The organism is Streptomyces sp. NPDC048331 (assembly GCF_043201215.1).
Classification (GTDB): Bacteria; Actinomycetota; Actinomycetes; order Streptomycetales; family Streptomycetaceae; genus Streptomyces.
Genome location: NZ_JBICYT010000011.1, coordinates 1 through 24,474 on the forward strand (window position 1 = coordinate 1; position 24,474 = coordinate 24,474).

General features: G+C 69.9%; 20 protein-coding genes and 1 riboswitch. Of the genes, 9 read left to right on the forward strand and 11 right to left on the reverse strand.

The window, feature by feature from the left end; genetic code table 11:
* Nucleotides 1-91: 91 nt before the first annotated feature.
* The 4 genes from ACGFYY_RS17630 to ACGFYY_RS17645 all read right to left on the reverse strand — a co-directional run bounded on the left by ACGFYY_RS17630 (nt 92) and on the right by ACGFYY_RS17645 (nt 8,171).
* Nucleotides 92-1,900: a GAF domain-containing sensor histidine kinase gene (locus tag ACGFYY_RS17630; protein WP_393710327.1), complete on the reverse strand. Its 1,809-nt coding sequence runs from the start codon at nt 1,898-1,900 to the stop codon at nt 92-94.
* A gap of 21 nt (nt 1,901-1,921) precedes the next feature.
* A complete protein-coding gene (gene cydD / locus ACGFYY_RS17635; protein WP_393710329.1) occupies nt 1,922-5,539 on the reverse strand; it encodes a thiol reductant ABC exporter subunit CydD in 3,618 nt (1,205 codons plus the stop codon).
* A gap of 106 nt (nt 5,540-5,645) precedes the next feature.
* A complete protein-coding gene (cydB, locus tag ACGFYY_RS17640; protein ID WP_393710331.1) occupies nt 5,646-6,647 on the reverse strand; it encodes a cytochrome d ubiquinol oxidase subunit II in 1,002 nt (333 codons plus the stop codon).
* Between the two features lie 18 nt (nt 6,648-6,665).
* A complete protein-coding gene (locus ACGFYY_RS17645) occupies nt 6,666-8,171 on the reverse strand; it encodes a cytochrome ubiquinol oxidase subunit I (protein WP_393710333.1) in 1,506 nt (501 codons plus the stop codon).
* Nucleotides 8,172-8,361: 190 nt separating this feature from the next.
* Between ACGFYY_RS17645 and ACGFYY_RS17650 the strand changes: the two genes are divergently transcribed.
* Complete coding sequence (locus ACGFYY_RS17650; protein ID WP_393710335.1) at nt 8,362-8,730, forward strand: cyclophilin-like fold protein; 369 nt, start codon at nt 8,362-8,364, stop codon at nt 8,728-8,730.
* Between the two features lie 109 nt (nt 8,731-8,839).
* Here ACGFYY_RS17650 and hisC read toward each other — a convergent pair whose 3' ends face one another.
* A complete protein-coding gene (hisC, locus tag ACGFYY_RS17655) occupies nt 8,840-9,919 on the reverse strand; it encodes a histidinol-phosphate transaminase (protein ID WP_365264843.1) in 1,080 nt (359 codons plus the stop codon).
* A 361-nt stretch (nt 9,920-10,280) separates the two neighbouring features.
* Between hisC and ACGFYY_RS17660 the strand changes: the two genes are divergently transcribed.
* From ACGFYY_RS17660 to ACGFYY_RS17670, 3 genes are all read left to right on the forward strand, one after another.
* Nucleotides 10,281-11,396, forward strand: a complete 1,116-nt coding sequence (locus ACGFYY_RS17660) for a LacI family DNA-binding transcriptional regulator (RefSeq protein WP_030010171.1) — start codon at nt 10,281-10,283, stop codon at nt 11,394-11,396.
* 270 nt (nt 11,397-11,666) lie between these two features.
* Nucleotides 11,667-12,986, forward strand: a complete 1,320-nt coding sequence (locus ACGFYY_RS17665; protein ID WP_393710637.1) for a metallophosphoesterase — start codon at nt 11,667-11,669, stop codon at nt 12,984-12,986.
* Nucleotides 12,987-13,134: 148 nt separating this feature from the next.
* On the forward strand, nt 13,135-13,959 hold the full coding sequence (locus tag ACGFYY_RS17670) for a hypothetical protein (protein WP_393710338.1): 825 nt from the start codon (nt 13,135-13,137) through the stop codon (nt 13,957-13,959).
* Between the two features lie 9 nt (nt 13,960-13,968).
* Here ACGFYY_RS17670 and ACGFYY_RS17675 read toward each other — a convergent pair whose 3' ends face one another.
* On the reverse strand, nt 13,969-14,841 hold the full coding sequence (locus tag ACGFYY_RS17675) for a hypothetical protein (protein WP_393710340.1): 873 nt from the start codon (nt 14,839-14,841) through the stop codon (nt 13,969-13,971).
* Between the two features lie 258 nt (nt 14,842-15,099).
* On the opposite strand from ACGFYY_RS17675, the gene ACGFYY_RS17680 reads away from it, so the two are divergent.
* On the forward strand, nt 15,100-16,212 hold the full coding sequence (locus ACGFYY_RS17680; protein WP_393710342.1) for a glycosyltransferase: 1,113 nt from the start codon (nt 15,100-15,102) through the stop codon (nt 16,210-16,212).
* 123 nt (nt 16,213-16,335) lie between these two features.
* On the opposite strand, the gene thiC is transcribed toward ACGFYY_RS17680, so the two are convergent.
* A complete protein-coding gene (thiC, locus tag ACGFYY_RS17685) occupies nt 16,336-18,123 on the reverse strand; it encodes a phosphomethylpyrimidine synthase ThiC (RefSeq protein ID WP_109779312.1) in 1,788 nt (595 codons plus the stop codon).
* Nucleotides 18,118-18,263: riboswitch (TPP riboswitch) on the reverse strand. Its footprint overlaps the gene before it by 6 nt.
* A gap of 72 nt (nt 18,264-18,335) precedes the next feature.
* Here thiC and ACGFYY_RS17690 point away from each other — a divergent pair.
* The gene (locus tag ACGFYY_RS17690) at nt 18,336-19,868 is read left to right on the forward strand and encodes a YibE/F family protein (protein ID WP_393710345.1); all 1,533 of its coding nucleotides are present in this window, start codon (nt 18,336-18,338) and stop codon (nt 19,866-19,868) included.
* Here the strand turns inward: ACGFYY_RS17690 and ACGFYY_RS17695 are convergent, their stop codons facing one another.
* From ACGFYY_RS17695 to ACGFYY_RS17710, 4 genes are all read right to left on the reverse strand, one after another.
* Complete coding sequence (locus ACGFYY_RS17695) at nt 19,869-20,318, reverse strand: SsgA family sporulation/cell division regulator (RefSeq protein WP_365264830.1); 450 nt, start codon at nt 20,316-20,318, stop codon at nt 19,869-19,871.
* 97 nt (nt 20,319-20,415) lie between these two features.
* Nucleotides 20,416-21,162 (reverse strand): IclR family transcriptional regulator, encoded by a 747-nt coding sequence (locus tag ACGFYY_RS17700; RefSeq protein WP_393710347.1) that lies wholly within the window; start codon nt 21,160-21,162, stop codon nt 20,416-20,418.
* A gap of 295 nt (nt 21,163-21,457) precedes the next feature.
* Nucleotides 21,458-21,685 carry a DUF5326 family protein gene (locus ACGFYY_RS17705; RefSeq protein ID WP_365264826.1) on the reverse strand — a complete coding sequence of 76 codons (228 nt, stop codon included), beginning with the start codon at nt 21,683-21,685 and terminating at the stop codon, nt 21,458-21,460.
* A gap of 155 nt (nt 21,686-21,840) precedes the next feature.
* On the reverse strand, nt 21,841-22,158 hold the full coding sequence (locus ACGFYY_RS17710; RefSeq protein ID WP_365264824.1) for a cupin domain-containing protein: 318 nt from the start codon (nt 22,156-22,158) through the stop codon (nt 21,841-21,843).
* Between the two features lie 89 nt (nt 22,159-22,247).
* Between ACGFYY_RS17710 and ACGFYY_RS17715 the strand changes: the two genes are divergently transcribed.
* From ACGFYY_RS17715 to ACGFYY_RS17725, 3 genes are read left to right on the forward strand one after another with little or no spacing between them, the layout of a single operon-like run.
* Entirely contained in the window at nt 22,248-22,628 is a 381-nt protein-coding gene (locus ACGFYY_RS17715; RefSeq protein ID WP_030713863.1) for a phage holin family protein, read from the forward strand.
* Nucleotides 22,629-22,639: 11 nt separating this feature from the next.
* Nucleotides 22,640-23,131: a low molecular weight protein-tyrosine-phosphatase gene (locus tag ACGFYY_RS17720; RefSeq protein WP_393710351.1), complete on the forward strand. Its 492-nt coding sequence runs from the start codon at nt 22,640-22,642 to the stop codon at nt 23,129-23,131.
* On the forward strand, nt 23,128-24,288 hold the full coding sequence (locus ACGFYY_RS17725) for a cystathionine gamma-lyase (protein ID WP_393710353.1): 1,161 nt from the start codon (nt 23,128-23,130) through the stop codon (nt 24,286-24,288). The genes ACGFYY_RS17720 and ACGFYY_RS17725 overlap by 4 nt, the downstream gene beginning before the upstream one ends.
* Nucleotides 24,289-24,474: the final 186 nt, after the last annotated feature.

The window sequence follows — 24,474 nt, forward strand, 5'->3', positions numbered from 1 at the left end:
CGGACCTCTTCCATCTCCTCAGGTGTCACACCTGAAAGAAGATCACAACCCTACTCCTGCTTGATCATCCGGGGTACCTAACAAAGCCCTACTAGACCGCCGGTTCGAGCGGGGCCTCCCACACCACGGTGGTCCCGCCGCCGCCCTCGCCGATGCCCGGGCCGTACGAACTCGCACCGCCCAGTGACTCGGCCCGGCGGCGCAGATTCCGAAGCCCGCTGCGGCGGCCGCCCTCGGGGATGCCCACCCCGTCGTCGGCGACCTCCAGCCGGACCCCGGGCCGGCCGTCGGCGAGCGTGACGGTGGAGTCGATGACCACGTCGATCCGGCTCGCCTCGGCGTGACGGAAGGCGTTGGACAACGCCTCGCGCAGCGCCGCGATCAAGTTCTTGCCCACCAGTTCACCGACGACCGTGTCGATCGGGCCGAGGAAACGGTGGGCGGGCTTGAAGCCCAGGGGCACCGCAGCCATGTTGATCTCCCGTAGCACCCGGGTGCGCAACCCGGACGGGGCCTCCGCCGGACCCTGCTGGAGGGCGAAGATCGCGGTCCGGATCTCCTGGATCGTCACGTCCAGTTCGTCCACCGCCTTGCCGACTCCGTCGCGCACCTCGGGGACGGCGGTCCGGCGCTGGGCGCCCTCCAGCATCAGCCCGGTGGCGAAGAGCCGCTGGATGACCAGGTCGTGCAGGTCGCGGGCGATCCGGTCACGGTCCTCGAACACCGCCAGCCGCTCACGGTCGCGCTGCGCCTCGGCCATCATCAGGGCGAGCGCCGCCTGAGAGGCGAACTGGGTGGCCAGGGTCCGCTCGACCTCGGTGAACGCCCGCCCGCCGCGGGCCCGGGGCGTGACCAACGCACCCAGCACCCGCCCGCCGCTCTGCAGCGGCAGCAGCATGCACGGGCCGTACCGGCTGGTGAGCTCACTGGTCATGCGGGGGTCGGACGCGGCGTCGTCCACGAAGACCGGCTCGCCCTCCAGCAGCCGATCGACCACCGGGCTCTCGGCCGGGACCACCACACCGAGCGAGGTGGCCGGGTTCTCGGAGGAGACGGCGACGATCTCCATCCCGCCTTCGTCGGCCGGCAGCATGACGATCCCGGCGTCGGAGTCGGCCAGCCGGCGGGCCTGTTCGGCGACCACCGCGAGGGCGTCGTCCGCGTCCCCGCCGGACAGGAGGGCGGTGGTGACGGCCACCGATCCGTCGATCCAGCGCTCGCGCTGGGTGGCGGCCTCGTACAGCCGGGCGTTGCCGATGGCGATGCCCGCCTCGGTGGCCAGCACCCGGACCATGTGTACGTCGTAGTCGCTGAACTCGCCGCCGCCGTTCTTCTCGGCGAGGTAGAGATTGCCGAAGATCTCTCCCTGCACCCGGATCGGCACTCCGAGGAAGGTCTTCATGGGCGGGTGGTGCGGCGGGAACCCGGCCGAGCGCGGATCTTTCGTCAGGTCGGCGAGCCGCACCGTGTCCGAGTGCGAGATCAGTGCTCCGAGCAGACCCCGTTTCCCGTCGGGGCGGTGTCCGATCCTCCGGGCCTGTGCGGGGCTGATCCCGTGGGTGACGAAGTCCGAGAGCCCACGGCCCTCCGTGTCCACGACGCCGATCGCCGCGTAGTGGGCGTCCGCGAGCTCTGCCGCGGTCTCGCAGATGCGGTCCAGGGTGGAGTGCAGTTCGAGTCCGGTCCCGACCGACCTCATGGCCTCCAGCAGCTGCGGTACCCGGGCCGTGAGCTCGGTGGACAGGCCCTGCAGACTCCGGGTGGCCTGGGCGGCGGCCACCAGCGGATCCGGAGCCTCCGAGACCCGCGCCGGACCCGGTGGTCCCAGGGGTCCCGGCAACGGATCCGGCAAGGGCCCCGACGAGGGATCCGGTGATTCCTGCGACTGCTGCGCTGACATGGTCCTGAGCGTAGTTAGTCCCTATTGGCGGGGAAAGTTGGCCAAAGTTCCGTCCGTCGTCCTTTCCCGCTCCAGCAGTCGCCGCAGCGGTCCCTCGGCGGCGGCCAGCTCCGCGTACGGGCCACGCTGCACCACCTCGCCACGGTCCAGCACGAGCACCTCGTCGACCGCCTCCAGGCCGGCCAGCCGGTGCGTGATCAGCACGGTGGTCCGGCCCTCCGTCGCGGCGAGCAGGTCCGCGGTGAGGGCGTCCGCCGTGGCCAGGTCCAGATGCTCGGCCGGCTCGTCCAGGACCAGCACCGGGAAGTCCGCGAGCAGCGCCCGGGCCAGGGCCAGTCGTTGGCGCTGGCCACCCGAGATCCGCTCGCCGTGCTCGCCGACCAGCGTGTCCAGTCCGTCCGGAAGGCCGTCGGCCCACTCCAGCAGGCGGGCCGAGGCCAGCGCCTGCCGCAGTTGCTCCTCGCTCGCCCCGGTCCGGGCCAGGCGCAGGTTCTCCCGTACCGAGCTGTCGAAGATGTGGGCGTCCTGGGCGCACAGGCCCACGAGAGCGCGGACGTCATCGCCGTCGAGCGTGCGCGCGTCGCTCCCGCCCAGGCTGTACGCGCCGTCGGCAGGGTCCAGGAACCGGAGGAGGACCTGGGCCAGGGTCGTCTTGCCGGATCCCGAGGGACCGACGACGGCGATGCGGCGGCCGGCCTCCAGGGTCAGGTCCAGGTCCCGCAGCGCGGCACGCTCCTGGCCGGGGTGGCGGGCGGTGAGCCCCGTCAATCGCAGCGGGAACGGCGAAGTGGGGGCCTCGGTGGGCTGCTCCGGCTCGGCGACCGGGACCGGCGCGTCGATGACCTCGTAGACCCGCTCGGCGCTACGGCGCACCCGCTGCCGGTACTGGACGGCGAGCGGAAGCCCGTTCACCGCCTCGAAGGCGGCCAGCGGCGTCAGCACCGCGACGGCCATGGCCACCCCGGACAGCCGTCCGTCGTGGACGGCGTTCGCGGCGACGGCCGCGGCGGCCACGACGGTGAGCCCGCACACCAGAGCCGACAGGCCGCCGCCCAGTCCGGCCGCGGCGGAGCCCCGCGCGGCGATGCGCGTCAGCAGGCCGTCGCTCTCTCGCGTCCGGCCCTTGCGGTCCTCCAGTGCTCCGGCCACGGTCAGCTCCGCGGTCCCGGTGAGCAGATCGGCCACCCGGGTGGCCAGTTCGCCCCGGGCGGGCGCGAGCCTGCGCTCGGCACGGCGGGCACAGGCCCCGCTGACCAGCGGTACCGCGATACCGGCGGCGAGCAGTCCGACGGCGAGCACGGCTCCGGCCTCGGGTAGCAGCCAGGCGGTGAAGGCGACCGAGCCCGTTCCGACGAGGACGGCGGTGCCGACCGGCAGCAGCCAACGCAGCCAGTGGTCCTGCAGTGCGTCGGCGTCGGCCACGAGCCGGGCCAGCAGGTCCCCGCGCCGGTGCTCGCGCAGCCCGGCGGGGGCGATGCGCTCCAGTCGGCGGTACACGGATACCCGCAGATCGGCGAGCATCCGCAGCACGGCGTCGTGCGAGACGAGCCGCTCGGCGTACCGGAAGACGGCACGGCCCATTCCGAAGGCCCGCGTGGCGGTGACGGCCACCATCAGATAGAGCACGGGCGGCTGTTCCGAGGCCCGCGAGATCAGCCAGCCCGACACGGCCATCAGGCCGACGCTGCATCCGACGGCCAGGGCGCCGAGCAACAGACCGAGCCTGAACCGTCCTTGCCACGCCCTGGCGACCGCTCGCACCCGGCGCAGCGGATCTCTCGCACGCGCACCCGCCGCACCCGCACCCGCACCCGCACCGGTCGTACCGTCGACAGGTACCCCCGCCCGCTCACGCGCCCCACCGAGGATCCACTCGCCGGTGTCGGGGAGGTGCTCACCGCGGTCGCCGGCCGCGCCGGAGGGCAGCGGTTCGGCGCCGACCGGGAAAGCGCCGCGGTGGGGGAGTGGTCGATCGGAGAGGCGCCCCTCGGGGCCGTCGCCCGCCGCCATCGTCACCACCCGGTCCGCGACGGCGAGCAGCGCCGGCCGGTGCACGACCAGTAGCACGGTCCGTCCATGGGAGAGCCGCCGGACCGCGTCCACGATCCCCGCCTCGGTCTCGCCGTCCAGCGCCGCCGTCGGCTCGTCCAGCAACAACACGGGCCGGTCCGCCAGGAACGCGCGCGCCAGGGCCAGCCGCTGCCGCTGTCCTGCGGACAGCCCCACACCGCCCTCGCCCAGCAGGGTCTCCACCCCGTGCGGCAGCGCGGTCACGAACTCCCAGGCCCCGGCATCTTTCAACGCCTCGGCCACATCGGCGTCGGAGGCCTCCGCACGGGCCAGCCGTACGTTCTCCGCGATCGTTCCGGCGAACAGGTGCGGCCGCTGCGGCACCCAGGCGATCCGCTGCCGCCACTGCGCCGGCGACAGCTCGGCCAGGTCCACGCCCGCGACCCGGATCCGCCCGGAGGTCGGCGTCACGAATCCCAGCAACACCTGGAGCAGTGTGGACTTTCCCGCTCCGCTGGGGCCGGTCAGGGCCACGCACTCTCCCGGCCCGACCGTCAGCGAGACCGGCCGGGGCGAGTCCTCTCCGCGGCCCTCGTAACGGACGGCAATGCCCTCGATCTCGATCCTCAGGGGAGCCCCGGCCGGCAGCTCGGCCGTACCGGTCGCACCGGTGGTGCGGGTCTCCAGGACCTCGAAGATCTCCTCGGCGGCCGCCAGCCCTTCGGCCGCAGCGTGGTACTGGGCCCCCACCTGCCGCAGCGGCAGGTACGCCTCGGGCGCCAGGATCAGGATGACCAGCCCGGTGTAGAGGTCCAGTTCGCCGTGGACCAGTCGCATGCCGATGGTCACGGCCACCAGGGCCACCGACAGGGTCGCCAGCAGCTCCAGGGCGAAGGAGGAGAGAAAGGCGATGCGTAGGGTCCGCATCGTCGCGCGTCGGTAGTCATCGGTGATCTTGCGGATCGACTCGGCCTGCGCCTTCGCCCTGCCGAAGACCTTGAGGGTGGGAAGCCCTGCCACCACGTCGAGGAAGTGCCCCGAGAGCCGGGACAGCAGGCGCCACTGGCGGTCCATCCGGGACTGGGTGGCCATACCGATGAGGATCATGAAAACGGGGATCAGGGGCAGCGTCACGACGATGATGGCCGCCGACACCCAGTCCTCGGTGACGATGCGGGCCAGCACGGCCACCGGCACGACCACCGCGAGCCCCAACTGGGGCAGGTAACGGGAGAAATAGTCGTCGAGCGCGTCCACGCCACGGGTGGCCAGTGACACCAGTGATCCGGTTCGCTGCCCGGCCAACCAGCCGGGCCCGAGCTCCGCGGCCCGGTCCAGCAGCCGGCGCCGCAGCTCCGACTTGACCGCCGCCCCCGCCCGGTGCGCGGCCAGCTCCGTGAGCCAGGCGATCAGCCCGCGGCCGAGCGCCACCGCCGCGAGCAGCAGCAGGGGGCTGCGGAGCGCCTGGCCGTCGAGCCCCTGTTGGAAGGCTCCGACCACGATCTCGGCGATCAGCATCGCCTGACCGACGACCAGCCCCGCCCCGGCAAGGCCCAGGGCCACCACCGCCCCCAGGAAGAGGCGGGTGGACCGGGCGTACCGGAGCAGGCGCGGGTCGATCGGTTTCACGTGAAACATCCCCTCGGGGAGGTCGTCAGCCGGACAGGCGGGTCATGCGTCGCGGGGACCGGGTGCGGGGCCCGGTACCCCGTCGACGCACGGATCGGTGGACGGATCAGTGCACATCGACGATGTGCTGCGTCCCGATCCGCTTGCGGAACACCCAGTACGTCCAGCCCTGGTAGAGCAGCACGAGCGGGGTGGCCACGGCCGCACACCAGGTCATGATCTTCAGGGTGTACGCGCTGGACGAGGAGTTGGTGACCGTGAGGTTCCAGGCCTCGTTCAGCGAGGACGGCATGACGTTCGGGAACAGCGTGAGGAAGAGCATCGCGACGGCGGCCGCGATGGTCACCCCGGACAGTGCGAACGACCAGCCCTCGCGGCCGACGAGGTTGAAGCCGAGGGCCCCGACCAGCGCCAGTACCGCGACGATCATCGCGATCAGGCTCGTGCCGTCACCGCGCGAGACCTGGGTCCACACAAGGAAGACCAAGGCCAGTACGGCGGTCACGACGCCCAGCCGGGTCGCCAGCTTCCGCGAGCGGTCCCGGATGTCACCGACGGTCTTGAGCGAGGTGAAGACCGTTCCGTGGAAGGTGAACAGGGTGAGGGTGACCAGGCCGCCGAGGATCGAGTAGGCGTTCAGCAGGTCGAGGAAGGTGCCGACGTACTCCTTGTTCTCGTCGATCCGGACGCCGCGCACGATGTTGGCGAAGGCGACGCCCCACAGGAACGCGGGGATCAGCGAGGTCCAGAAGATCGCGTGTTCCCAGTTGGTCTGCCACCGGTCCTCGGGGCGCTTGTGCCGGTACTCGAAGGCGACGCCACGGATGATGAGGCAGACCAGGATGAGCAGCAGCGGCAGGTAGAAGCCCGAGAAGAGGGTGGCGTACCAGTCGGGGAAGGCGGCGAAGGTGGCACCGCCCGCGGTGAGCAGCCAGACCTCGTTCCCGTCCCACACGGGCCCGATCGTGTTGATCAGGACCCTCTTCTCCGTGCGGTCCCGGGCGAGCAGCTTGGTCAGGACGCCGACCCCGAAGTCGAAGCCCTCCAGGAAGAAGTAGCCGGTCCACAGGACGGCGATGAGTACGAACCAGACGTCGTGGAGTTGCATGGTGGGCGCTCCTCTGCCTCAGTACGAGAAGGCCATGGGCCGGTCGGGGTTCTTGTCGTCCCCGCCGATCCTGGTGGGCGGGTTGAGGTCTGCCTCGGTGAGTTCGGGCGGTCCGGCCTTGACGTACTTGACGAGGAGCTTGACCTCGATCACGGCCAGCACCGCGTACAGGAGCGTGAAGCCGATCATCGAGGTGAGCACCTCGCCCTGGGACACGTTCGGCGAGACCGCGTCCCGGGTCCGAAGGACCCCGTAGACGACCCAGGGCTGGCGGCCCATCTCGGTGAAGATCCAGCCCCAGGAGTTGGCGATGAGCGGGAAGCCCATCGTCCAGAGCGCGACGAGCCAGTACAGGTCGGCGAACCTCGGGCTCAGCGGCTTCTTGAAGAGCACCAGGTGGGGAACCTCGTCCTCCCCGGTACGCAGCCCCGGCGACAACATGAACTTCTTGCGGGTCAGCCACAGGCCCAGCACTCCGACGCCCAGGGAGGCCATGCCGAAGCCGATCATCCAGCGGAAGCCCCAGTAGGCGACCGGGATGTTGGGCCGGTAGTCACCGGGGCCGAACTTCTCCTGCTCCGCCTTGTTGACGTCGTTGATGCCCGGGACGAAGGAGGTGAAGTCGTCGTTGGCCAGGAAGGACAGCAGGCCCGGGATCTCTATCGCGACCTTGTTGTGGCCCTTCTCGACGTCGCCGTAGGCGAAGACCGAGAAGGGAGCCGGCGCCTCGCCGTCCCAGAGCGCCTCGGCGGCGGCCATCTTCATGGGCTGCTGCTTGAACATCACCTTGCCGAGCAGGTCACCACTGATCGCGGTACCCATACCGGCGATGATCATGACGATCAGGCCGAGTCGGAGCGAGCTCCGCATCACGGGGATGTGCTTCTTGCGTGCCAGGTGGAAGGCCGAGATTCCGGCCATGAACGCGCCACCGACCAGGAAGGCGGCCGTGATGGTGTGGAAGAACTGGGTGAGCGCGGTGTTCTGGGTCAGCACGAGCCAGAAGTCGGTGAGCTCGGCCCGGCCCCGCTCCTCGTTGATGCGGTACCCGACCGGGTGCTGCATCCAGGAATTGGCCGCCAGGATGAAATAGGCGGACAGGATGGTGCCCATGGACACCATCCAGATGCACGCCAGGTGGATCTTCTTCGGCAGCTTGTCCCATCCGAAGATCCACAGACCGATGAAGGTCGACTCGAAGAAGAAGGCGATCAGCGCTTCGAAGGCCAGGGGGGCCCCGAAGATGTCGCCGACGAATCGCGAGTAGTCGGACCAGTTCATGCCGAACTGGAACTCCTGGACGATGCCGGTGACGACACCCATCGCGATATTGATCAAGAAGAGCTTTCCCCAGAACTTCGTGGCTCTGAGGTACTTCTCCTTCTCGGTGCGCACCCACGCGGTCTGCAGGCCCGCCGTCAGGGCGGCGAGCGAGATCGTCAGGGGCACGAAGAGGAAGTGGTAGACGGTCGTAATGCCGAACTGCCATCGCGCCAATGTCTCCGGCGCCAAAGCTAGGTCCACGTCGTCTTCTCCTTGTCGTCGCCGTGGTCACAGCCGCAGTCTGCCTGGCGGGTTCCCCCATACCGGGAGGAAGCAGGACACGCTTGTGAACGCGTTCACATTCACAAGCATTATGTCGTACCACTCTCGGCCACCTTCGAGGGGGGTACCCCTCTAGCCAATTTATTCAACAGATTGTTGAATTCAGCTCATGCAGATACGAATCTCCTGGCCCGCGGGCCAGCTCACCGCAACCCTGGACGAGACCCCGACCAGCAAGGCGCTGGTCGAGGCCCTCCCGATTTCCGCCTCCGCCAACACGTGGGGCGAGGAGGTCTACTTCGACACCGGGGTCTCCGTCGTCCTGGAGAACGACGCCCAGCAGGTCGTCGCCCCGGGCACGGTCGCGTTCTGGACCGAGGGCGACGCACTCGCGCTGCCCTACGGCCCCACGCCGATCTCACGCGCAGGCGAGAGCCGCCTCGCGAGTCCGTGCAACGTGCTCGGCTCCTTCGACGGCGACCCGCGCCTGCTGTCCACCGTCCGCGACGGCGATCCCGTCCGCGTGGAACTCGCCTGAGCCCCTCAGCCGCCTCAGCCGCCTCAGTCGCGTCAGTCGCGTCAGTCGCATCAGTCGCATCAGTCGCCCAAGGCGATCCGGCAGGACCGGCAGATCCCGCCGGCAGCGCCTAGAGCTCCTTGAAGAACGCCTCGGCCGTGTGCAGGAAGAGGTCGTTCGCCTCGGTCTCACCGATCGTGACCCGCAGGCCCTCGCCCGCGAAGGGCCGGACCACCACACCGGCCTTCTCGCAGGCCTCCGCGAACGCTCCGGTCCGCTCCCCCAGCCGCATCCACACGAAGTTCGCCTGCGTGTCCGGCACGGTCCAGCCCTGGGCGATCAGCGCCTCGTGCACCCGCGTGCGCTCGCTCACCAGCGCCCCCACGCGACCCATCAGCTCGTCCTCGGCGCGCAGCGAGGCCACCGCCGCGTCCTGCGCGAGCTGGCTGACACCGAAGGGCACCGCCGTCTTGCGCAGCGCCGCCGCGACCGGCTCGTGCGCCACCGCGAAGCCGACCCGCAGGCCGGCCAGCCCGTACGCCTTGGAGAACGTACGCAGCACGGCGACGTTCGGGCGGTCCCGGTAGAGCTCGATGCCGTCCGGTACGTCCGCGTCCCGGACGAACTCGCGGTACGCCTCGTCCAGGACCACCAGGACGTCCGAGGGCACCTGGTCCAGGAAGCGCTCCAGCTCGGCGCGGCGCACGGCCGTGCCGGTGGGGTTGTTCGGGTTGCAGACGAAGATCAGCCGGGTCCGGTCGGTGATCGCCGCGGCCATCGCGTCCAGGTCGTGCACGTCCCCGTCGGTCAGCGGAACCCGCACCGAGGTCGCGCCCGAGATCTGCGTGATGATCGGGTAGGCCTCGAAGGAGCGCCAGGCGTACATCACCTCGTCGCCCGGACCGGCGGTCGACTGGATCAGCGACTGGGCCACACCGACCGAGCCGGTGCCCGTGGCGATGTGCTCGACCGGCACGCCGAAGCGCTCGGCGAGCTCGTTCACGAGGCCGGTGCAGGCCATGTCGGGGTACCGGTTGAAGTTCCCGGCCGCGGCGACCGCGGTCTCCAGCACGCCGGACAGCGGCGGGTACGGGTTCTCGTTCGAGGACAGCTTGTACGCGACAGGCCCTCCCGCGGCAGCCGGCTTGCCGGGCTTGTACGTCGGAATGCCATCCAGCTCGGCGCGCAGCTTCGGGCTCTTCTCGCTCACCGCAGGTCCTCCTCGACCGTCCCGTCCGACGTCGCCGTCGACTCAATACTGCTCACCTTATGAGGATTCCGCCGTTCCGAGAATGGGGGCGCCAGGAATGCGGGGGAGCGCACGCATATATGCGCGCGCCGGTGGCCTGCGCCGTGGCGCGCATCCCTCGTGCAGGTGAGTTGAGAACCGTCCGGGATCACATCGTTTTGGCATGCCCGGACCCGACGACAAGCTCCACGCTCACCCTCAGCGATCAAACACCTTCATTTCCAAGGTCATTGGGGGTGGCGAACCATGCAGAAACGTGCCTGTCAACGCCTGCATATGCACCCGGACCACCCTCCCCACCGAGCCCTACTATCGGCTCGCCATGACAGCAGCAGGGAAGCATCAGGTGAGCCGGACCGAGACCACCCGGCGGGCCGCCGGCCGACAGGGCCGGGCCGGCATCAGGGACGTGGCCGCCGCGGCGGGCGTCTCCATCACAACCGTCTCCGACGCGCTCAATGGCAAGGGACGGCTGCCCGACGCCACCCGCCGCCACGTTCGCGAAGTGGCCGACCGGCTGGGCTACCGCCCGTCGGCCGCCGCCCGCACCCTCCGTACCGGCAAGTCCGGCCTCATCGGCCTGACCGTGACGACGTACGGGGATGAACCTTTCACCTTCACCGAATTCGCCTACTTCGCCGAGATGGCCAGGGCCGCCACCTCCGCCGCGCTCGCCCGCGGCTACGCCCTGGTCATCCTCCCCGCCACCTCCCGCCACGACGTGTGGTCCAACGTCGCCCTCGACGGCACCGTCGTCATCGACCCCTCCGACCACGATCCCGTCGTCACCGAACTGGTCCGCCAAGGTCTGCCCGTGGTCTCCGACGGCCGCCCCGCGGGCTCCCTCCCCGTCACCGCCTGGGTCGACAACGACCACGAGGCCGCCGTACTCGGCCTGCTCGACCACCTCGCCGCCGCCGGCGCCCGCCGGATCGGGCTCCTGACCGGGACCACCACCGACACCTACACCCGGCTCTCCACCACCGCCTACCTCAGCTGGTGCGAGCGCGTCGGCCAGGACCCCGTCTACGAGTCCTACCCCGCGCACGACCCGTGCGCGGGCGCCGTCGCCGCCGATCGGCTCCTCGCCCGCCCCGACCGGCCCGACGCGGTCTACGGGCTCTTCGACCCCAACGGCACCGATCTGCTCGCCGCCGCCCGCCGCTACGGCCTGCGCGTCCCCGAGGACCTGCTGCTCGTGTGCTGCAGCGAGTCCACCGTCTACGCGAACACCGAGCCGCCCATCACCACCCTGTCCCTCAAACCCCGCCGCATCGGGACCGCCGTCGTCCAGCTCCTCATCGACGCGATCGAGGGAGTGAACACGGGACGCCCCGTCGAGCAGGTCGTCCCGACCGAGCTGATCATCCGTACCTCGTCGCAGCGCAGGCAGCCCCGCACGACCGTCAGCCCACCCCGTTCGCCGGCCCAGGACTGACAGGCCGACCGTCCGGTCGGCCTGTCGAAGGGCCGACCCAGGACCGTCCGAAGGTCATCCGAACACCGCCCGAGCACCGACCAAGGACCGGCCGACGATTTCCGCAACACCGATATCGGTAGAAAACGGTAGGAACGTTCCGCTCCGTAAAGGATTCACCACCCCTGGTGCGTCACAGAGCGCGAGCCGCATTCCTATGATGGGCGCACGACATCACGGACCCTCCTCCCTGGAGGTCAGGAGGGTCCGCAGGTGTACGGCAGCGCGACGGTGGTGGAGGGGTCGATGACTCAGGGGGCCGGTCAGGGACCCGCGATGCGGACGGACACGCTGCGGGACTTCCGGGTTCCCGTCACCGAACCCGCCCTGTACGCCGTATCCACGTCCACCGGGCTGCCCGGCGAGACTCCGGTCTACGGCGAGTACCCGGCGTACTACGAGGACGGCGCGCCGAACACGCCCCCGCAGCCGGGCTATCCGCCGCAGCCGCCCGTACTGCGGCCGGTCGTGCCGCAGCAGCCGGCGGTACCGGAGCAGCCGGCCGGGCCTCAGCAGCCCGCGCAGCAGCCTTCGTACCCCGACACCCGTCTCCACCCGCACGCCGTCGTGGAACCGGCGCACGCGTCGACCCAGGCCCCCGACGAGGAAGAACCCGAGGGCTACACGCCGACCTACCGGGACCTGCCCGTCATCGGCCGTGGCGCACTCGGCGGCCCCGGCGACACCGTCCAGGTCCAGTACGTGCCCCAGGAGCAGACCGCGGGCCCCGGCCCGCTCTACGTGGTCGGCGACGTCCACGGCTACCTCGACGAGCTCGTCACCGAACTCCACGCCCAGGGTCTGATCGACTCGGAGCGCCGCTGGTCCGCCGGCAACGCCCGACTCTGGTTCCTCGGCGACTTCACCGACCGCGGTCCCGACGGCATCGGCGTCATCGACCTCGTGATGCGGCTGTCCGCCGAGGCCGCCGCCGCCGGCGGCTACTGCAAGGCCCTGATGGGCAATCACGAACTCCTACTCATCGGCGCCAAGCGGTTCGGCGACACCCCGGTCGTCTCCGGCGCCGGCACCGCCACCTTCCAGGCCGCCTGGCTCCTCAACGGCGGCCAGCGCACCGACATGGAGCGCCTGCAGGACGTCCACCTGCAGTGGATGTCGCGCCTGGACGCGGCCGTCCTGGAGGAGGGCCACCTGCTGCTGCACTCCGACACCACGGCCTACCTCGACTACGGCGACTCCATCGAGGACGTCAACGACACCATCCACGAGCTCCTCAACCGCGGTGACGCCGACATCACCTGGGACCTCTTCCGCAAGTTCACCAAGCGGTTCGCCTTCCGCGACGAGGGAACGGGGCCCGCGGCCGTACGGGAACTCCTCGACACCTACGGCGGCAGCCGCGTCGTCCACGGGCACAGCCCCATCCCGTACCTGCTCGGCGAGGTCGGCACCGAGGACGGCGACGACGCGCGCGGCCCCGAGGCCGTGGACGGCCCGCACGTGTACGCGGAGGGGCTGGCCATCGCGATGGACGGCGGAGTGACGATGGCAGGCAAACTGCTTGTCGTACAACTCCCCCTGAGCGACTGAGAGCTTACGGAGAGGGGTATTTCCGCAAAGCCCCTGTCACGGCGTGGCGTGGGCGCTCTACCATCGCTCTATCCGTAGCAGGCTCTCCTCCGTTTGTGCCGGCGCCCGGGTCTACGCGGGCATACCGGCTTCTACGGAGCATCGGGGGATGCACATGACCAGCGCTCCGCACCTGCTGACCGAAGACCGACCGGAGTTCGATCGGCTCGTCGACGAGGCGCTGCGCGCCGCGCACGAGCGGCCCGAGCTCGCCACCCTCGGCGAACGGTTGAACGCCGAACAGCTGCGCACCATGGCCCAGGGGGCCAGCGCCCTGCTGGCGGCCGCGGCCGCCGCCGAGTACGACCACTACGTGAAGGTCCGCGAGGAACGACGCGACGGGGTCCTGGCCTCGCCCGGCACGACGGTGGACGAGGACGACACCCAGGGCGGCGGTGGCGGCGCGGGCATCAGCGCCGTGGTCGCGGTCCTCGCGCCGGTCCTGGCGGGCACCGCCATGCTGATCTTCCTGCTCGTCGGCTACATCCTGAAGATGATCGAGCCGGAACCGGCCTTCGCCGAGACGATGCTGACGGCGGGTTGGCTCTTCGGCGGACTCACCGCGGCCGCCCTGCTCTTCGCGGTGATCGGGCTGCTGGTGACGGCCGTCCGCAACAGCGCGACCGAGGTGGCGGCGGACGAGACCGAGGCGATACCCGACGAGGTCGCACGGGCCCGTGAGGCCTGGCGGCACGCGCTGCTGGAGCGCGGCATCATCCCGTTCCTGCGGGACGCGCTGGCCGACCCGAGCGCCGGGCCGGGCTTTCCCACCCCCCGCACGCCGGCGGCCGGCCGCATCCCCAACCTGGGATACAGCCGGCCGGACTTCACCAGTCCGGGGTCTCCGTCGGAGAGCCCCCGGCCCGGCTACACACCTCCGGACTTCACGAGCCCGGACTTCGGCGGCCCGGAACACTCGCCGGGCCAGAACTGACCTCGTTCGCTACTTCAGGGTCTTCGGCAGGTGGTTGGGGTCCATCGGGCGGATCGGCGCGGTGGCGGGGCCTCGGCGCTGGGCCGGGTCACCCGGCTCCGGCTGCGGGTTGTCCAGGTTCCATACCCCGTTGCAGGTGAGGGTGCCGGGACCGGGCTGGACGGTACAGAAGGTCTCGTAGATCAAGCCTGTTTCCGTGACCACCTCGATCACCAGTCGGTTGGCCTGGTGCCCGATGGAGACCCCACAGGCGTCCGCCGGGTAGCCACCCGTGGGGTTGAAGGTCAGGTCGTACCAGGTCCAAGGTCCGACCGTGGCGCCACCGTTCGACAGCTCGCGGATACCGGCGTAGGTGTTGCCGTCGCCGGGGACCACGGCCTTGAACTCGCGGTCGTTGTTGTCGCGGACGGAGTCGATGTCGACGCAGAGACTGGCACCCGTGGCACCCGTCGCGCCCGTGGCACCCGGAGCACCGTCGTTACCGGTCGCACCCGTCGCACCCGGAGCACCATCGTTACCCGTGGCGCCCGTCGCACCCGTCGCGCCGGCGGGGCCCGTGTCGCCCTTCGGGCCTCGCGGTCCGGGAGGTCCGGGCGGCCCCTGCTTGCCCTCGTCGCACTTGTCGTGGCCTCCCGCGGCCTCGACAGCCATGGACCTCGGCCTGTCGTGCTTGCCCTTCGGCTTCTCCTTGCAGTCACCCCCACCGGCCGGGGTGGCCGCGACGACCGTCTCGGCTGCCTGAATGCTCTGCGCCGCGGCCATCGCGGGGCTCGCGACTCCCGCCATCACCAGGGCGAGGGATGCGAGGGTTCCGCCAGTCAGCCAGCTGCCGCGTCTCGGCAGCGGGCCCAGACGGGGCCTGGGCCTGTTCTCGGGGGTCATGTACGTCGCTCCTTCTGAACCGGATCCGAACGATCTGCGGTCTGACAATCAGCCCGCCTGCGTCATGGTGGGGATCCCGGCCGCGTCCGCGGCGACGCCTCGCACAGACATCAGCGGATCGGCCCAGCGGTCCAATCCCTATGGCCGCCTGTTCTACGTCGGATGGAGCCCCGGCACGGCGAGTCATGGGCAACGGGCCGGAAGCGATCGTTAGCGTCCCGGGATTCGGGCCATTCATCGCGACAATGGACGGGAACCTTGAGAGCAACGGTCTGCCTGAACATGATCGTCAAGAACGAGGCACCGGTGATCCGGAGGTGCCTCGAATCCGTACGCCCCCTGATCGACACCTGGGTGATCGTGGACACGGGCTCGACGGACGGCACCCAGGAGATCATCCGGGAGTTCCTCGGCGATCTGCCCGGCGTGCTGCACGAACGGCCATGGCAGGGATTCGGCGCCAGCCGCACCGAGGCGATCGAACTCGCCCGCCCCGCCGCGGACTACCTGCTGTTCCTCGACGCCGACGACGTGATGGAGGTGCAGCCCGGATTCCGCATGCCGGATCTCACCCTCGACACCTACCGCCTCGCGGTGCACCACCGCCCCGTCATCCACTGGCGTCCCGCCCTGGTCTCCACCCGATTGCCCTGGCGGTACGTCGGCGTACTGCACGAGTACCTGCACTGCGAAGGCTCGTACAGCAACGGAGTCCTCGAAGGCGCCAACATCCTCATCGTCGGCGGCGGGGCGCGCGGCCGGGAGGGGAGCGAGCGGGAGAAGTACCTGCGCGACGCGCGGATCCTCGAACAAGGGCTGCTCGAAGAGCCCGAGAACACCCGCTACGCGTTCTACCTCGCCCAGAGCTGGCGCGACGCGGGCGAGCCCGCGAAGTCGCTGGCCGCCTACGACCTCCGGGCCGACATGGGCGGATTCGCCGAGGAGGCCTACTGCGCACGGCTCTACGCGGCGCGGCTCGCGGCACACCTCGACAGACCGCCGGCCGAGGTGATGGACCGGTACCTGCGCGCGTACGAGAGCCGCCCCACGCGCGCCGAGGCCCTCGGTGATCTCGCCCGCCTGTGCCGGGTCGGGAGCCGTTGGCCACTGGCGTACATGTTCGCCCGGCAGGCGGTACGGATCCCGCGTCCCGACGACATCCTCTTCGTCGAGCCCGACTGGTACGAGTGGCGCGCACTCGACGAGCTGGCGGTGGCCGCGTACTGGACGGGCGCCTACCAGGAGTCGCTGGATTGCAGCGAGCGCCTCCTCGAGGAGGGGTCGCTCCCCGAGGACCAGCGGGCCCGGGTCCTCGGCAACGTCGACTTCGCCCGCCACAAGCTGGACCCGGAGTACCAGGTGGTGGCCTGAGGGAGAGGGCCCGCGACTCCCCCCATAGGGTCGCGGGTCCTCGCCGTCAGCTGTGCTGTGCCGTTTGCCTGTCCTGCGGCTCTGTCCGTCCGCCTGTCCTGCTCTGCCCGACGACCGCGTGCGTCAGTCGGCCAGCGGCAGGTAGACGCGGCTGCCCGAGGCCGCGAACTCGGCGGACTTCTCCGCCATGCCCGCCTGGATCTCCTCCGCCTTCAGGTCCCCGCCGTGCTCACGGCGGATGTCCTGCGAGATCTTCATCGAGCAGAACTTCGGGCCGCACATGGAGCAGAAGTGCGCGGTCTTGGCCGGCTCCGCCGGAAGGGTCTCGTCGTGGAACTCGCGGGCCGTGTCCGGGTCCAGGGCCAGGTTGAACTGGTCCTCCCAGCGGAACTCGAACCGCGCGTCCGACAGGGCGTCGTCCCACTCCTGGGCGCCCGGGTGCCCCTTGGCCAGGTCCGCGGCGTGCGCCGCGATCTTGTACGTGATGACGCCGGTCTTGACGTCGTCGCGGTTGGGCAGGCCCAGGTGCTCCTTGGGCGTCACGTAGCAGAGCATCGCGGTGCCCCACCAGGCGATCATCGCGGCACCGATGCCCGAGGTGATGTGGTCGTAGGCGGGCGCGACGTCCGTGGTCAGCGGGCCGAGCGTGTAGAACGGCGCCTCCTCGCAGATCTCCTGCTGGAGGTCGATGTTCTCCTTGATCTTGTGCATCGGGACGTGGCCCGGGCCCTCGATCATCGTCTGGACGTTGTGCCGCTTGGCGATGGTGTTCAGCTCGCCCAGCGTCTTCAGCTCGGCGAACTGGGCCGCGTCGTTGGCGTCCGCGATCGAGCCGGGGCGCAGGCCGTCACCGAGGGAGTAGGTGACGTCGTACGTCGCGAGGATGTCGCAGAGCTCCTCGAAGTTCGTGTAGAGGAAGTTCTCCTTGTGGTGCGCCAGGCACCACGCGGCCATGATCGAGCCGCCGCGCGAGACGATGCCGGTCTTGCGGCGGGCGGTCAGCGGCACGTAGGGCAGCAGGACGCCGGCGTGGACCGTCATGTAGTCGACGCCCTGCTCGGCCTGCTCGATGACCGTGTCCTTGTAGATCTCCCAGGTCAGGTCCTCGGCGCGGCCGTCGACCTTCTCCAGCGCCTGGTAGAGCGGCACGGTGCCGATCGGGACGGGGGAGTTGCGCAGCACCCACTCGCGGGTGGTGTGGATGTTGCGGCCGGTCGAGAGGTCCATGACCGTGTCGGCGCCCCACTTGGTCGCCCAGGTCATCTTGTCGACCTCCTCCTCGATGGAGGAGGTGACCGCGGAGTTGCCGATGTTGGCGTTGACCTTCACCAGGAACCGCTTGCCGATGATCATCGGTTCGATCTCGGGGTGGTTCACGTTCGCCGGAAGCACGGCGCGACCTGCGGCGATCTCCTCGCGGACGACCTCGGGGGAGACGTTCTCGCGGATCGCGACGTACTCCATCTCCGGGGTGATCTCGCCCCGGCGGGCGTACGCGAGCTGCGTGACGGCGGCGCCGTCGCGGCCGCGGCGGGGCTGACGGGGGCGGCCCGGGAAGACCGCGTCGAGGTTCTTGAGGCCACCGCGCGGCGAGGTGTGCTTGATGCCGTCGTCCTCGGGGCGCACGGGGCGGCCCGCGTACTCCTCGGTGTCCCCGCGGCTGATGATCCAGTTCTCGCGCAGGGGCGCGAGGCCGCGGCGGACGTCGGTCTCGATCTGCGGGTCGGTGTACGGACCGGACGTGTCGTAGAGCGTCACGTCCTTGCCGTTGGTGAGGTGGACCTGGCGGACCGGCACCCGGAGGTCGGGGCGGGAGCCCGCGAGGTATCCCTTGTGCCAGCCGGGCTGGCGCTCGGTCTGGCCGTCGGTGTCCTGGCTGACGGCAGGCGTGCGTGCGTCCTGAATGGTCATGAGACCTGATCTCCCTACGCCGGCATTACCCGGTAACAGGTTCGGCGGTCGACGCAGCCTCTTCCCGTACGCATCTGTGATGCCCGTACGGTGATCAGCGTCCTCTCAGCCCGGTGCTCCGAGCTCCCGCGTTGTGCAAAGGTGCCCCCACGCTAGCGTCATCCATGGCGTGCTGAACAGTGGGCCCCCTCATCTCTTGCGATGATCTGCTGGTGACGCCCTCGCCGCAGCCCCCCACCGAGCCCACAGAGACCCATGGCCACATCGGCCACCCGCATGCGAGCCCCGAACCGTCCGCCAGACCGTCCGACGGGCACTTCGCCCCGCACTCAGGCGGCCGTTCCGACCCGTATGCCGACCCGCATGCCGACGGGATCTCCGGAGGGGACGCCGGCGGGGGCTCCTCGGACCGGTCCCACGACCACGGCCACGACCACGGCCACGGCCACGGCCACAGCCACGGACACGGCCATGGACACGGCCCGGCGGCCCCCGTCTCGAAGCACCTGCGCAAGGTCATCGCCGCCGTACTGATCCCCTTCGCGGCGGCCGTCTTCGTCGGCATGGTGGTGCTCTGGCCGGGCGGCGCCCCCGGCCACGAGCGCACGGGGGTCGGCTTCGACCGGCAGACGCAGCAGGGTGTGGTCACCGCCCTCGAACAGGTCGACTGCAAGAGCGTGAACGCCGCGCAGGCGCCGCCGGCCGAGAACCCCTCCGACCCGGAGGGCGCCCAGGCACGGGGCCGGCAGACCGGTGAGTGCAAGAAGGCGACCGTCGAGGTCAGCAGCGGCCCGGACAAGGGCCGCACCTTCGTGGAGATCGTCCAGCCGGGGGCGCCACGGCAGTTGAATGACGGCCAGGAGGTGGTGGTGGCGTACGCGCCGGACGCGCCGCGCGACCTCCAGTACTCGGTGATCGACGTCAACCGCAAGCTTCCGATGGCGTTGCTGGCCGGCATCTTCGCGGCCGCCGTCGTCCTCGTCGGGCGCATGCGCGGGCTGTTCGCGCTGGTCGCCCTGGTGGTCAGCTTCGGCGTGCTGACCCTCTTCATCCTCCCGGCCATCCTGCAGGGTTCGAACCCGCTGGTCGTCGCGGTGGTCGGGGCGAGCGCCATCATGCTGATCGCGCTCTACATGTGCCACGGGCTGACCGCCCGTACCTCGGTGGCCGTCCTCGGCACGCTCGTCTCGCTGTTGCTGATCGGGCTTCTCGGCTCGGGATTCATCGACTGGGCGTTCCTCAGCGGCAACACCGACGACAACACCGGGCTGATCCACGGGCTGTACCCGGACATCGACATGAGCGGTTTGCTGCTCGCAGGCGTGATCATCGGATCGCTGGGCGTACTCGACGACGTGACGGTCACCCAGACGTCGGCGGTATGGGAACTGCACCACGCGGACCCCTCGATGGGGCCGCGCGCCCTCTACCGGGCGGCGATCAGGATCGGTCGCGACCACATCGCGTCGGTGGTCAATACACTGGTACTGGCCTACGCGGGTGCCGCGCTGCCGCTGCTCCTGCTGTTCTCGATCGCGAACAGCAGCATGGGCTCGGTGGCCAACAGCGAACTGGTGGCGGAGGAGATCGTACGGACCCTCGTGGGGTCGATCGGCCTGGTGGCCTCGGTCCCCGTGACAACGGCGTTGGCCGCGCTGGTGGTTTCCGCCGACCGACCGGGATCCCCGGCCGCTGCCCCGGCCACCGGGCCGGTCCGCGGCCGGGGCCGGCGGCGCAAGCGCTGATCAGCCGGCGTTCCGCTCGTTCTGCTGCGATTCGGCGAGGATCTTGCCGAGGGCCTCGTCGAGGTTCTCCTCGAAGTCCCCGAGGTTGCGCTCCTGTCCGAGCGGAACGATCCGGTCGGTCCGGTCGAGGAACGCGACGAGCGGGGCCGCGCTGGCGCGGAACAGGGCCCGGTCGCCGCCGACCTGGAGGCGGATGTGGACGTCGGACAGATCCTCCGGGTGGGTGGGGGCGATGTGCACATCGCCGTCACCGCACGGCTTGTTGATGCCGTCGAGAAGGAGCTCCCGGCCGAACGCCCAGGTCACGGGCGCGTCTCCGGGAAGGTGGAAGGTCAGGCGGACCGCGTAGGGGTCGCGTGCGTCGTACCGGAGTTCCACCGGAATCCGGAACGAGAGCTCCTCGGAAACGAGGAAGCTCATCATGACCTCTGCCTGTACCGACTCGCGCATTGACTACCCCGCTGTAGTTGAAGTGGCCAGGAATGATCCCCCAAGACCCACTTGACAAGAGTGGTGGAAGCGGTAGCAGATCACAAGGAGTGAGTTTTCAGATACTGATAGAGAACGAGAGGGTGCTCAACAGCGCGCCTACTTCACTCCGTAGCCGATTGACTACATAGCGCAATCGTTCTTCTTGGTGGAGAGGTAGAGAAATGGCCATGGTCGCGACCGTATCGCCGGCCATCATGGGGATGGCGGCGCAGATCGTGCCGAGTGCATATTCCTGACGTTCGATCACCGGCTGCATTCGCCCGAACGCCTCGATCCGGTTTTCGAGGGACCGTAGATCGCGGACGGTATAGGGGGTGATGGCCTCGACCGGATGACGGTCGTAGTAGTCCTTGCGCGCCTTCTCGTCGAGTTGCCCGAGCAGGCACTGCCCGATGGCGTGCGCATGGCCGGTCTCACGGAAGTCGGCCCACTCCTCGCAGGCCGGGCTGGCCGGAGTGTCCGAGACACCCACGACCTCGATCTCACCCTCGCGGTAGATCGCGAAGTAGACGGGGGCCCCGACCGTGTCGCGGAAGTGCGCGAGCGAGTCGAGGATCATGCTGCGACGTTTCTGCTGGAGTCCCCCGCCGGCCAGCCGCGCCGCGGCCTCGCCCAGTACGAACACTCCGCCCACTCTGCGCAGATAGCCCTCGTGCGTCAGAGTGCGCAGCAGGTGGTACGCGGTGGGAAGCGGGAGTCCGGCCTCGCGCGCCAGCTGTTTCGCCGGGGCTCCCCCGCTATGGGACCCCGCCGCTTCCAACAGCCTCAGCGCGCGCTGCACCGAAGCGATCAGAGTCGGCACACCGGCATTGTGAACCGGAGACAAAGGTCACCCCCAGGCGTGGCGGCGGGCCTTTGGGGAGGCCCGCCCTGCGGGGGCCGCCCCCGCGCGTGCCGTGGATCCTGGGGGTCGTACTCGGCTGCTCGTTTGCGTCGCCGCTGGTCAGGGCGGCAGGTCGGAGCGGTGGTACCGGCTTTCGGTGCCCAGGGAACGGCATAGATTGCCACTCTATCCACCGATTCCGGGGAGATGAGCCGTTCAGCGGGTCAGGTTCCCTCACCTGGCTCAATCCCGGACCCGCCCGGACCGCTCCTGATCACCACTCGCCGGAGGAGGACTTCGTGCCGCCACCGCTGAACTTCTTCACGACGAAGATCAGACCGCCGACGAGGCCGACGAAGAGGAGCAGCTTGAAGACGAGCCCGATCAGCGCACCCAGGATGCTGGTGATCACACCGCCGAAGACGAAGAGCGCCAGCAGCGGAACCGCCACCCACTTCACCCACCAGGGCATGCCTGCGAATGTCTCTCGGATCCCGTCCATGTCCTCGACCTCTTCTTCGTCCGTGGGTCCGTCCGTCGTTCCCTGCTCTCGATGCTAGGAGCGCAGGGCCTCGTATCGGGGCCCGCGAGCCCTCGGAGTCCCCTGATCCGCCCCTTAGGGGGATCAGGGCCGCGACCCTCATCCGGCCGGGTCGTTCAGCCCTCCGGAGGGGAGAAGACCACCATCACCTTCAGGTCCTCGGTGATGTGGTGGAACTTGTGGGCGACACCCGCCGGGACGTAGACGACGCTGCCGCGCGCCACGGTCGTCGTCTCCTCCCCGACGGTGATCGAGGCCCGGCCGCTGACGACGAAGTACACCTCGTCCTGTCGGTGCGGAAGCTGCGGATCGACCTGTCCGGCGTCGAGCGCGTACAGCCCGACCGACATGTTCCGCTCCCGCAGGAACTGCAGATAGGCGCCGTCGTTCGCGGCCCGCTCCGCTTCGAGATCGTCAAGCCGGAAGGCTTTCATCGTCGTTGTGCCCCTTGTACTCGATCGTTGCCTCGCATCCGCTGATCTGCGGATGTCCCACCGGGATCTTCTCTGCCACGATCAGACACATGACGAATTTCGTAGTCAAGACGCTCGCCAACGCGGCGGCCCTGGCCGTCGCCATCTGGCTGCTTTCCGGCATCACCCTCGACGACGGCAGCAGCACCGGCCGACGCGCTCTTACCCTCATCCTGGTCGCGCTGGTCTTCGGCCTCGTCAACCTGCTCGTCAAGCCGTTGGTGAAGCTGCTCTCGCTGCCGCTGTTCATCCTCACCCTCGGCCTGTTCACCCTCGTCGTGAACGCCTTGATGCTGCTGCTGACCTCGTGGCTGGCCTCGAAGCTCGATCTCAGCTTCCACGTCGACGGTTTCTGGACCGCCCTCCTCGGCGGCCTGATCATCTCCATCGTCTCCTGGGCCATGAACATGGTCCTGCCCGACAAGAACTGAACGGGCCTGCCATGTACCGCGTCTGCTTCGTCTGCACGGGCAACATATGCCGCTCCCCCATGGCCGAGTCGGTCTTCCGTGCCCATGTGGCGGCGGCCGGGCTCGCCGCCCTGGTCGAGGTGGACAGCGCCGGCACCGGCGGCTGGCACGAGGGGGACGGCGCCGATCCCCGCACCATCTCCGTCCTGGAGGCGGCCGGTTACGAGCAGGACCACCGGGCCCGCCGGTTCCACGCCTCCTGGTTCGCGCGCCTGGACCTCGTCATCGCACTCGACGCCGGGCATCTGCGGGACCTCCGGGCGCTCGCGCCCACCGCGCAGGACGCCGCGAAGGTGCGGCTGCTGCGGTCCTACGATCCGGCGGCCTCGGCCGCCGAGACCGACGTACCGGATCCCTACTACGGGCCGCTCGACGGATTCGAGGAGTGCCTGGAGCTGGTCGAGGCCGCGAGCCCCGGCCTGCTGGATGCCGTACGCGCCGCTGTGAAGGAGCCCACCCCATGAACGAATACGCCCCCCAGGGAACCGGAGCGGCCGCGTTCGGCGACGGCACCCGCGCCGTCCGGGCCGGACTGCCCGAGGTCGTCAAGAACGAGCCGCCCCTGCCCGGACCGGTCTTCGCCGCCCACTTCCACCTCCCCGGCGATGTCGAAGGCCCCTACGCGTACGGCCGCGACACCAACCCCACCTGGACGCTGCTGGAACGGGCGATCGGGGAACTGGAGGCACCGGGCGAGGACGTGCACACCATCGTCTTCGCCTCCGGCATGGCGGCGGTCTCCGCCGTCCTCCTCTCCCAGGCGCACACCGGCGACACCGTGGTCCTGCCCGACGACGGCTACCAGGCGCTGCCCCTGCTGCGTGAACAGCTGGAGGCGTACGGGATCCACGTGCGCACCGCTCCGACCGGTGACGACGCCCAGCTCGCGGCCCTCGACGGGGCCCGGCTGCTGTGGATCGAGACCCCGTCCAACCCCGGGCTCGACGTGTGCGACGTACGGCGCCTCGTGGACGCGGCGCACGCCGGCCGGACCCTGGTCGCCGTGGACAACACCCTGGCCACCCCGCTCGGGCAGCGGCCGCTGGAGCTGGGGGCGGACTTCTCGGTGGCGAGCGGCACCAAGGGCCTCACCGGCCACGGCGACGTCCTGCTCGGGTACGTCGTGTGCCGCGATCCGGAGCTCGCCGCCCGCGTCCGACGGTGGCGCAAGATCGTCGGTGCGATCCCGGGCCCCATGGAGGCCTGGCTCGCCCACCGCTCGCTCGCCACGATCCAGCTGCGCGCGCAGCGCCAATGGGCCAACGCACTGGCCGTGGCCGAGGCGCTGACGCACCGGACGGACGTGAGCGGGCTGCGCTACCCGGGGCTTCCCACGGACCGCTCCCACAAGACGGCCGCCCGGCAGATGCGGGGCTTCGGGTCGGTGGTCTCCTTCACCCTGCCCGACCGCGCGCACGCGGAGCGGTTCATGGCGGCCCTGCACCTGGTCGAGGACGCCACGAGTTTCGGCGGGGTGCGGTCCACCGCGGAGCGGCGCGGACGCTGGGGCGGCGACGCCGTGCCGGAGGGCTTCATCCGCTTCTCCGCCGGCGCGGAGGACACCGAGGACCTGGTCGCGGACGTGCTGCGCGCCCTCGACCACGCGGGCGCTCGGGACTGATCCGGGGACGGCCGCCGTCGTGGAGAAGCGGTCCGAGCCTCCCCCCTGGTGGCTCGGACCGCTTCGGGTTCCGCGCGCGAGGAACCACACGTCAAGGCTAATTGACTCTGCGTCAGAGTCCAATCACGGTAACGACAGGGACCTATCTGCATCTTTATAGTTGAAGGCCCCCACCGAGAGGTGCAG

Excerpts from the sequence above, each read along its gene's own strand:
- ACGFYY_RS17630 (WP_393710327.1), bottom strand. The coding sequence starts at position 1,900 with ATGTCAGCGCAGCAGTCGCAGGAATCACCGGATCCCTCGTCGGGGCCC.
- cydB (WP_393710331.1), bottom strand. The coding sequence starts at position 6,647 with ATGCAACTCCACGACGTCTGGTTCGTACTCATCGCCGTCCTGTGGACC.
- ACGFYY_RS17650 (WP_393710335.1), top strand. The coding sequence starts at position 8,362 with ATGCAGATACGAATCTCCTGGCCCGCGGGCCAGCTCACCGCAACCCTG.
- ACGFYY_RS17660 (WP_030010171.1), top strand. The coding sequence starts at position 10,281 with ATGACAGCAGCAGGGAAGCATCAGGTGAGCCGGACCGAGACCACCCGG.
- ACGFYY_RS17670 (WP_393710338.1), top strand. The coding sequence starts at position 13,135 with ATGCACATGACCAGCGCTCCGCACCTGCTGACCGAAGACCGACCGGAG.
- ACGFYY_RS17675 (WP_393710340.1), bottom strand. The coding sequence starts at position 14,841 with ATGACCCCCGAGAACAGGCCCAGGCCCCGTCTGGGCCCGCTGCCGAGA.
- thiC (WP_109779312.1), bottom strand. The coding sequence starts at position 18,123 with ATGACCATTCAGGACGCACGCACGCCTGCCGTCAGCCAGGACACCGAC.
- ACGFYY_RS17695 (WP_365264830.1), bottom strand. The coding sequence starts at position 20,318 with ATGCGCGAGTCGGTACAGGCAGAGGTCATGATGAGCTTCCTCGTTTCC.
- ACGFYY_RS17705 (WP_365264826.1), bottom strand. The coding sequence starts at position 21,685 with ATGGACGGGATCCGAGAGACATTCGCAGGCATGCCCTGGTGGGTGAAG.
- ACGFYY_RS17710 (WP_365264824.1), bottom strand. The coding sequence starts at position 22,158 with ATGAAAGCCTTCCGGCTTGACGATCTCGAAGCGGAGCGGGCCGCGAAC.
- ACGFYY_RS17715 (WP_030713863.1), top strand. The coding sequence starts at position 22,248 with ATGACGAATTTCGTAGTCAAGACGCTCGCCAACGCGGCGGCCCTGGCC.
- ACGFYY_RS17720 (WP_393710351.1), top strand. The coding sequence starts at position 22,640 with ATGTACCGCGTCTGCTTCGTCTGCACGGGCAACATATGCCGCTCCCCC.
- ACGFYY_RS17725 (WP_393710353.1), top strand. The coding sequence starts at position 23,128 with ATGAACGAATACGCCCCCCAGGGAACCGGAGCGGCCGCGTTCGGCGAC.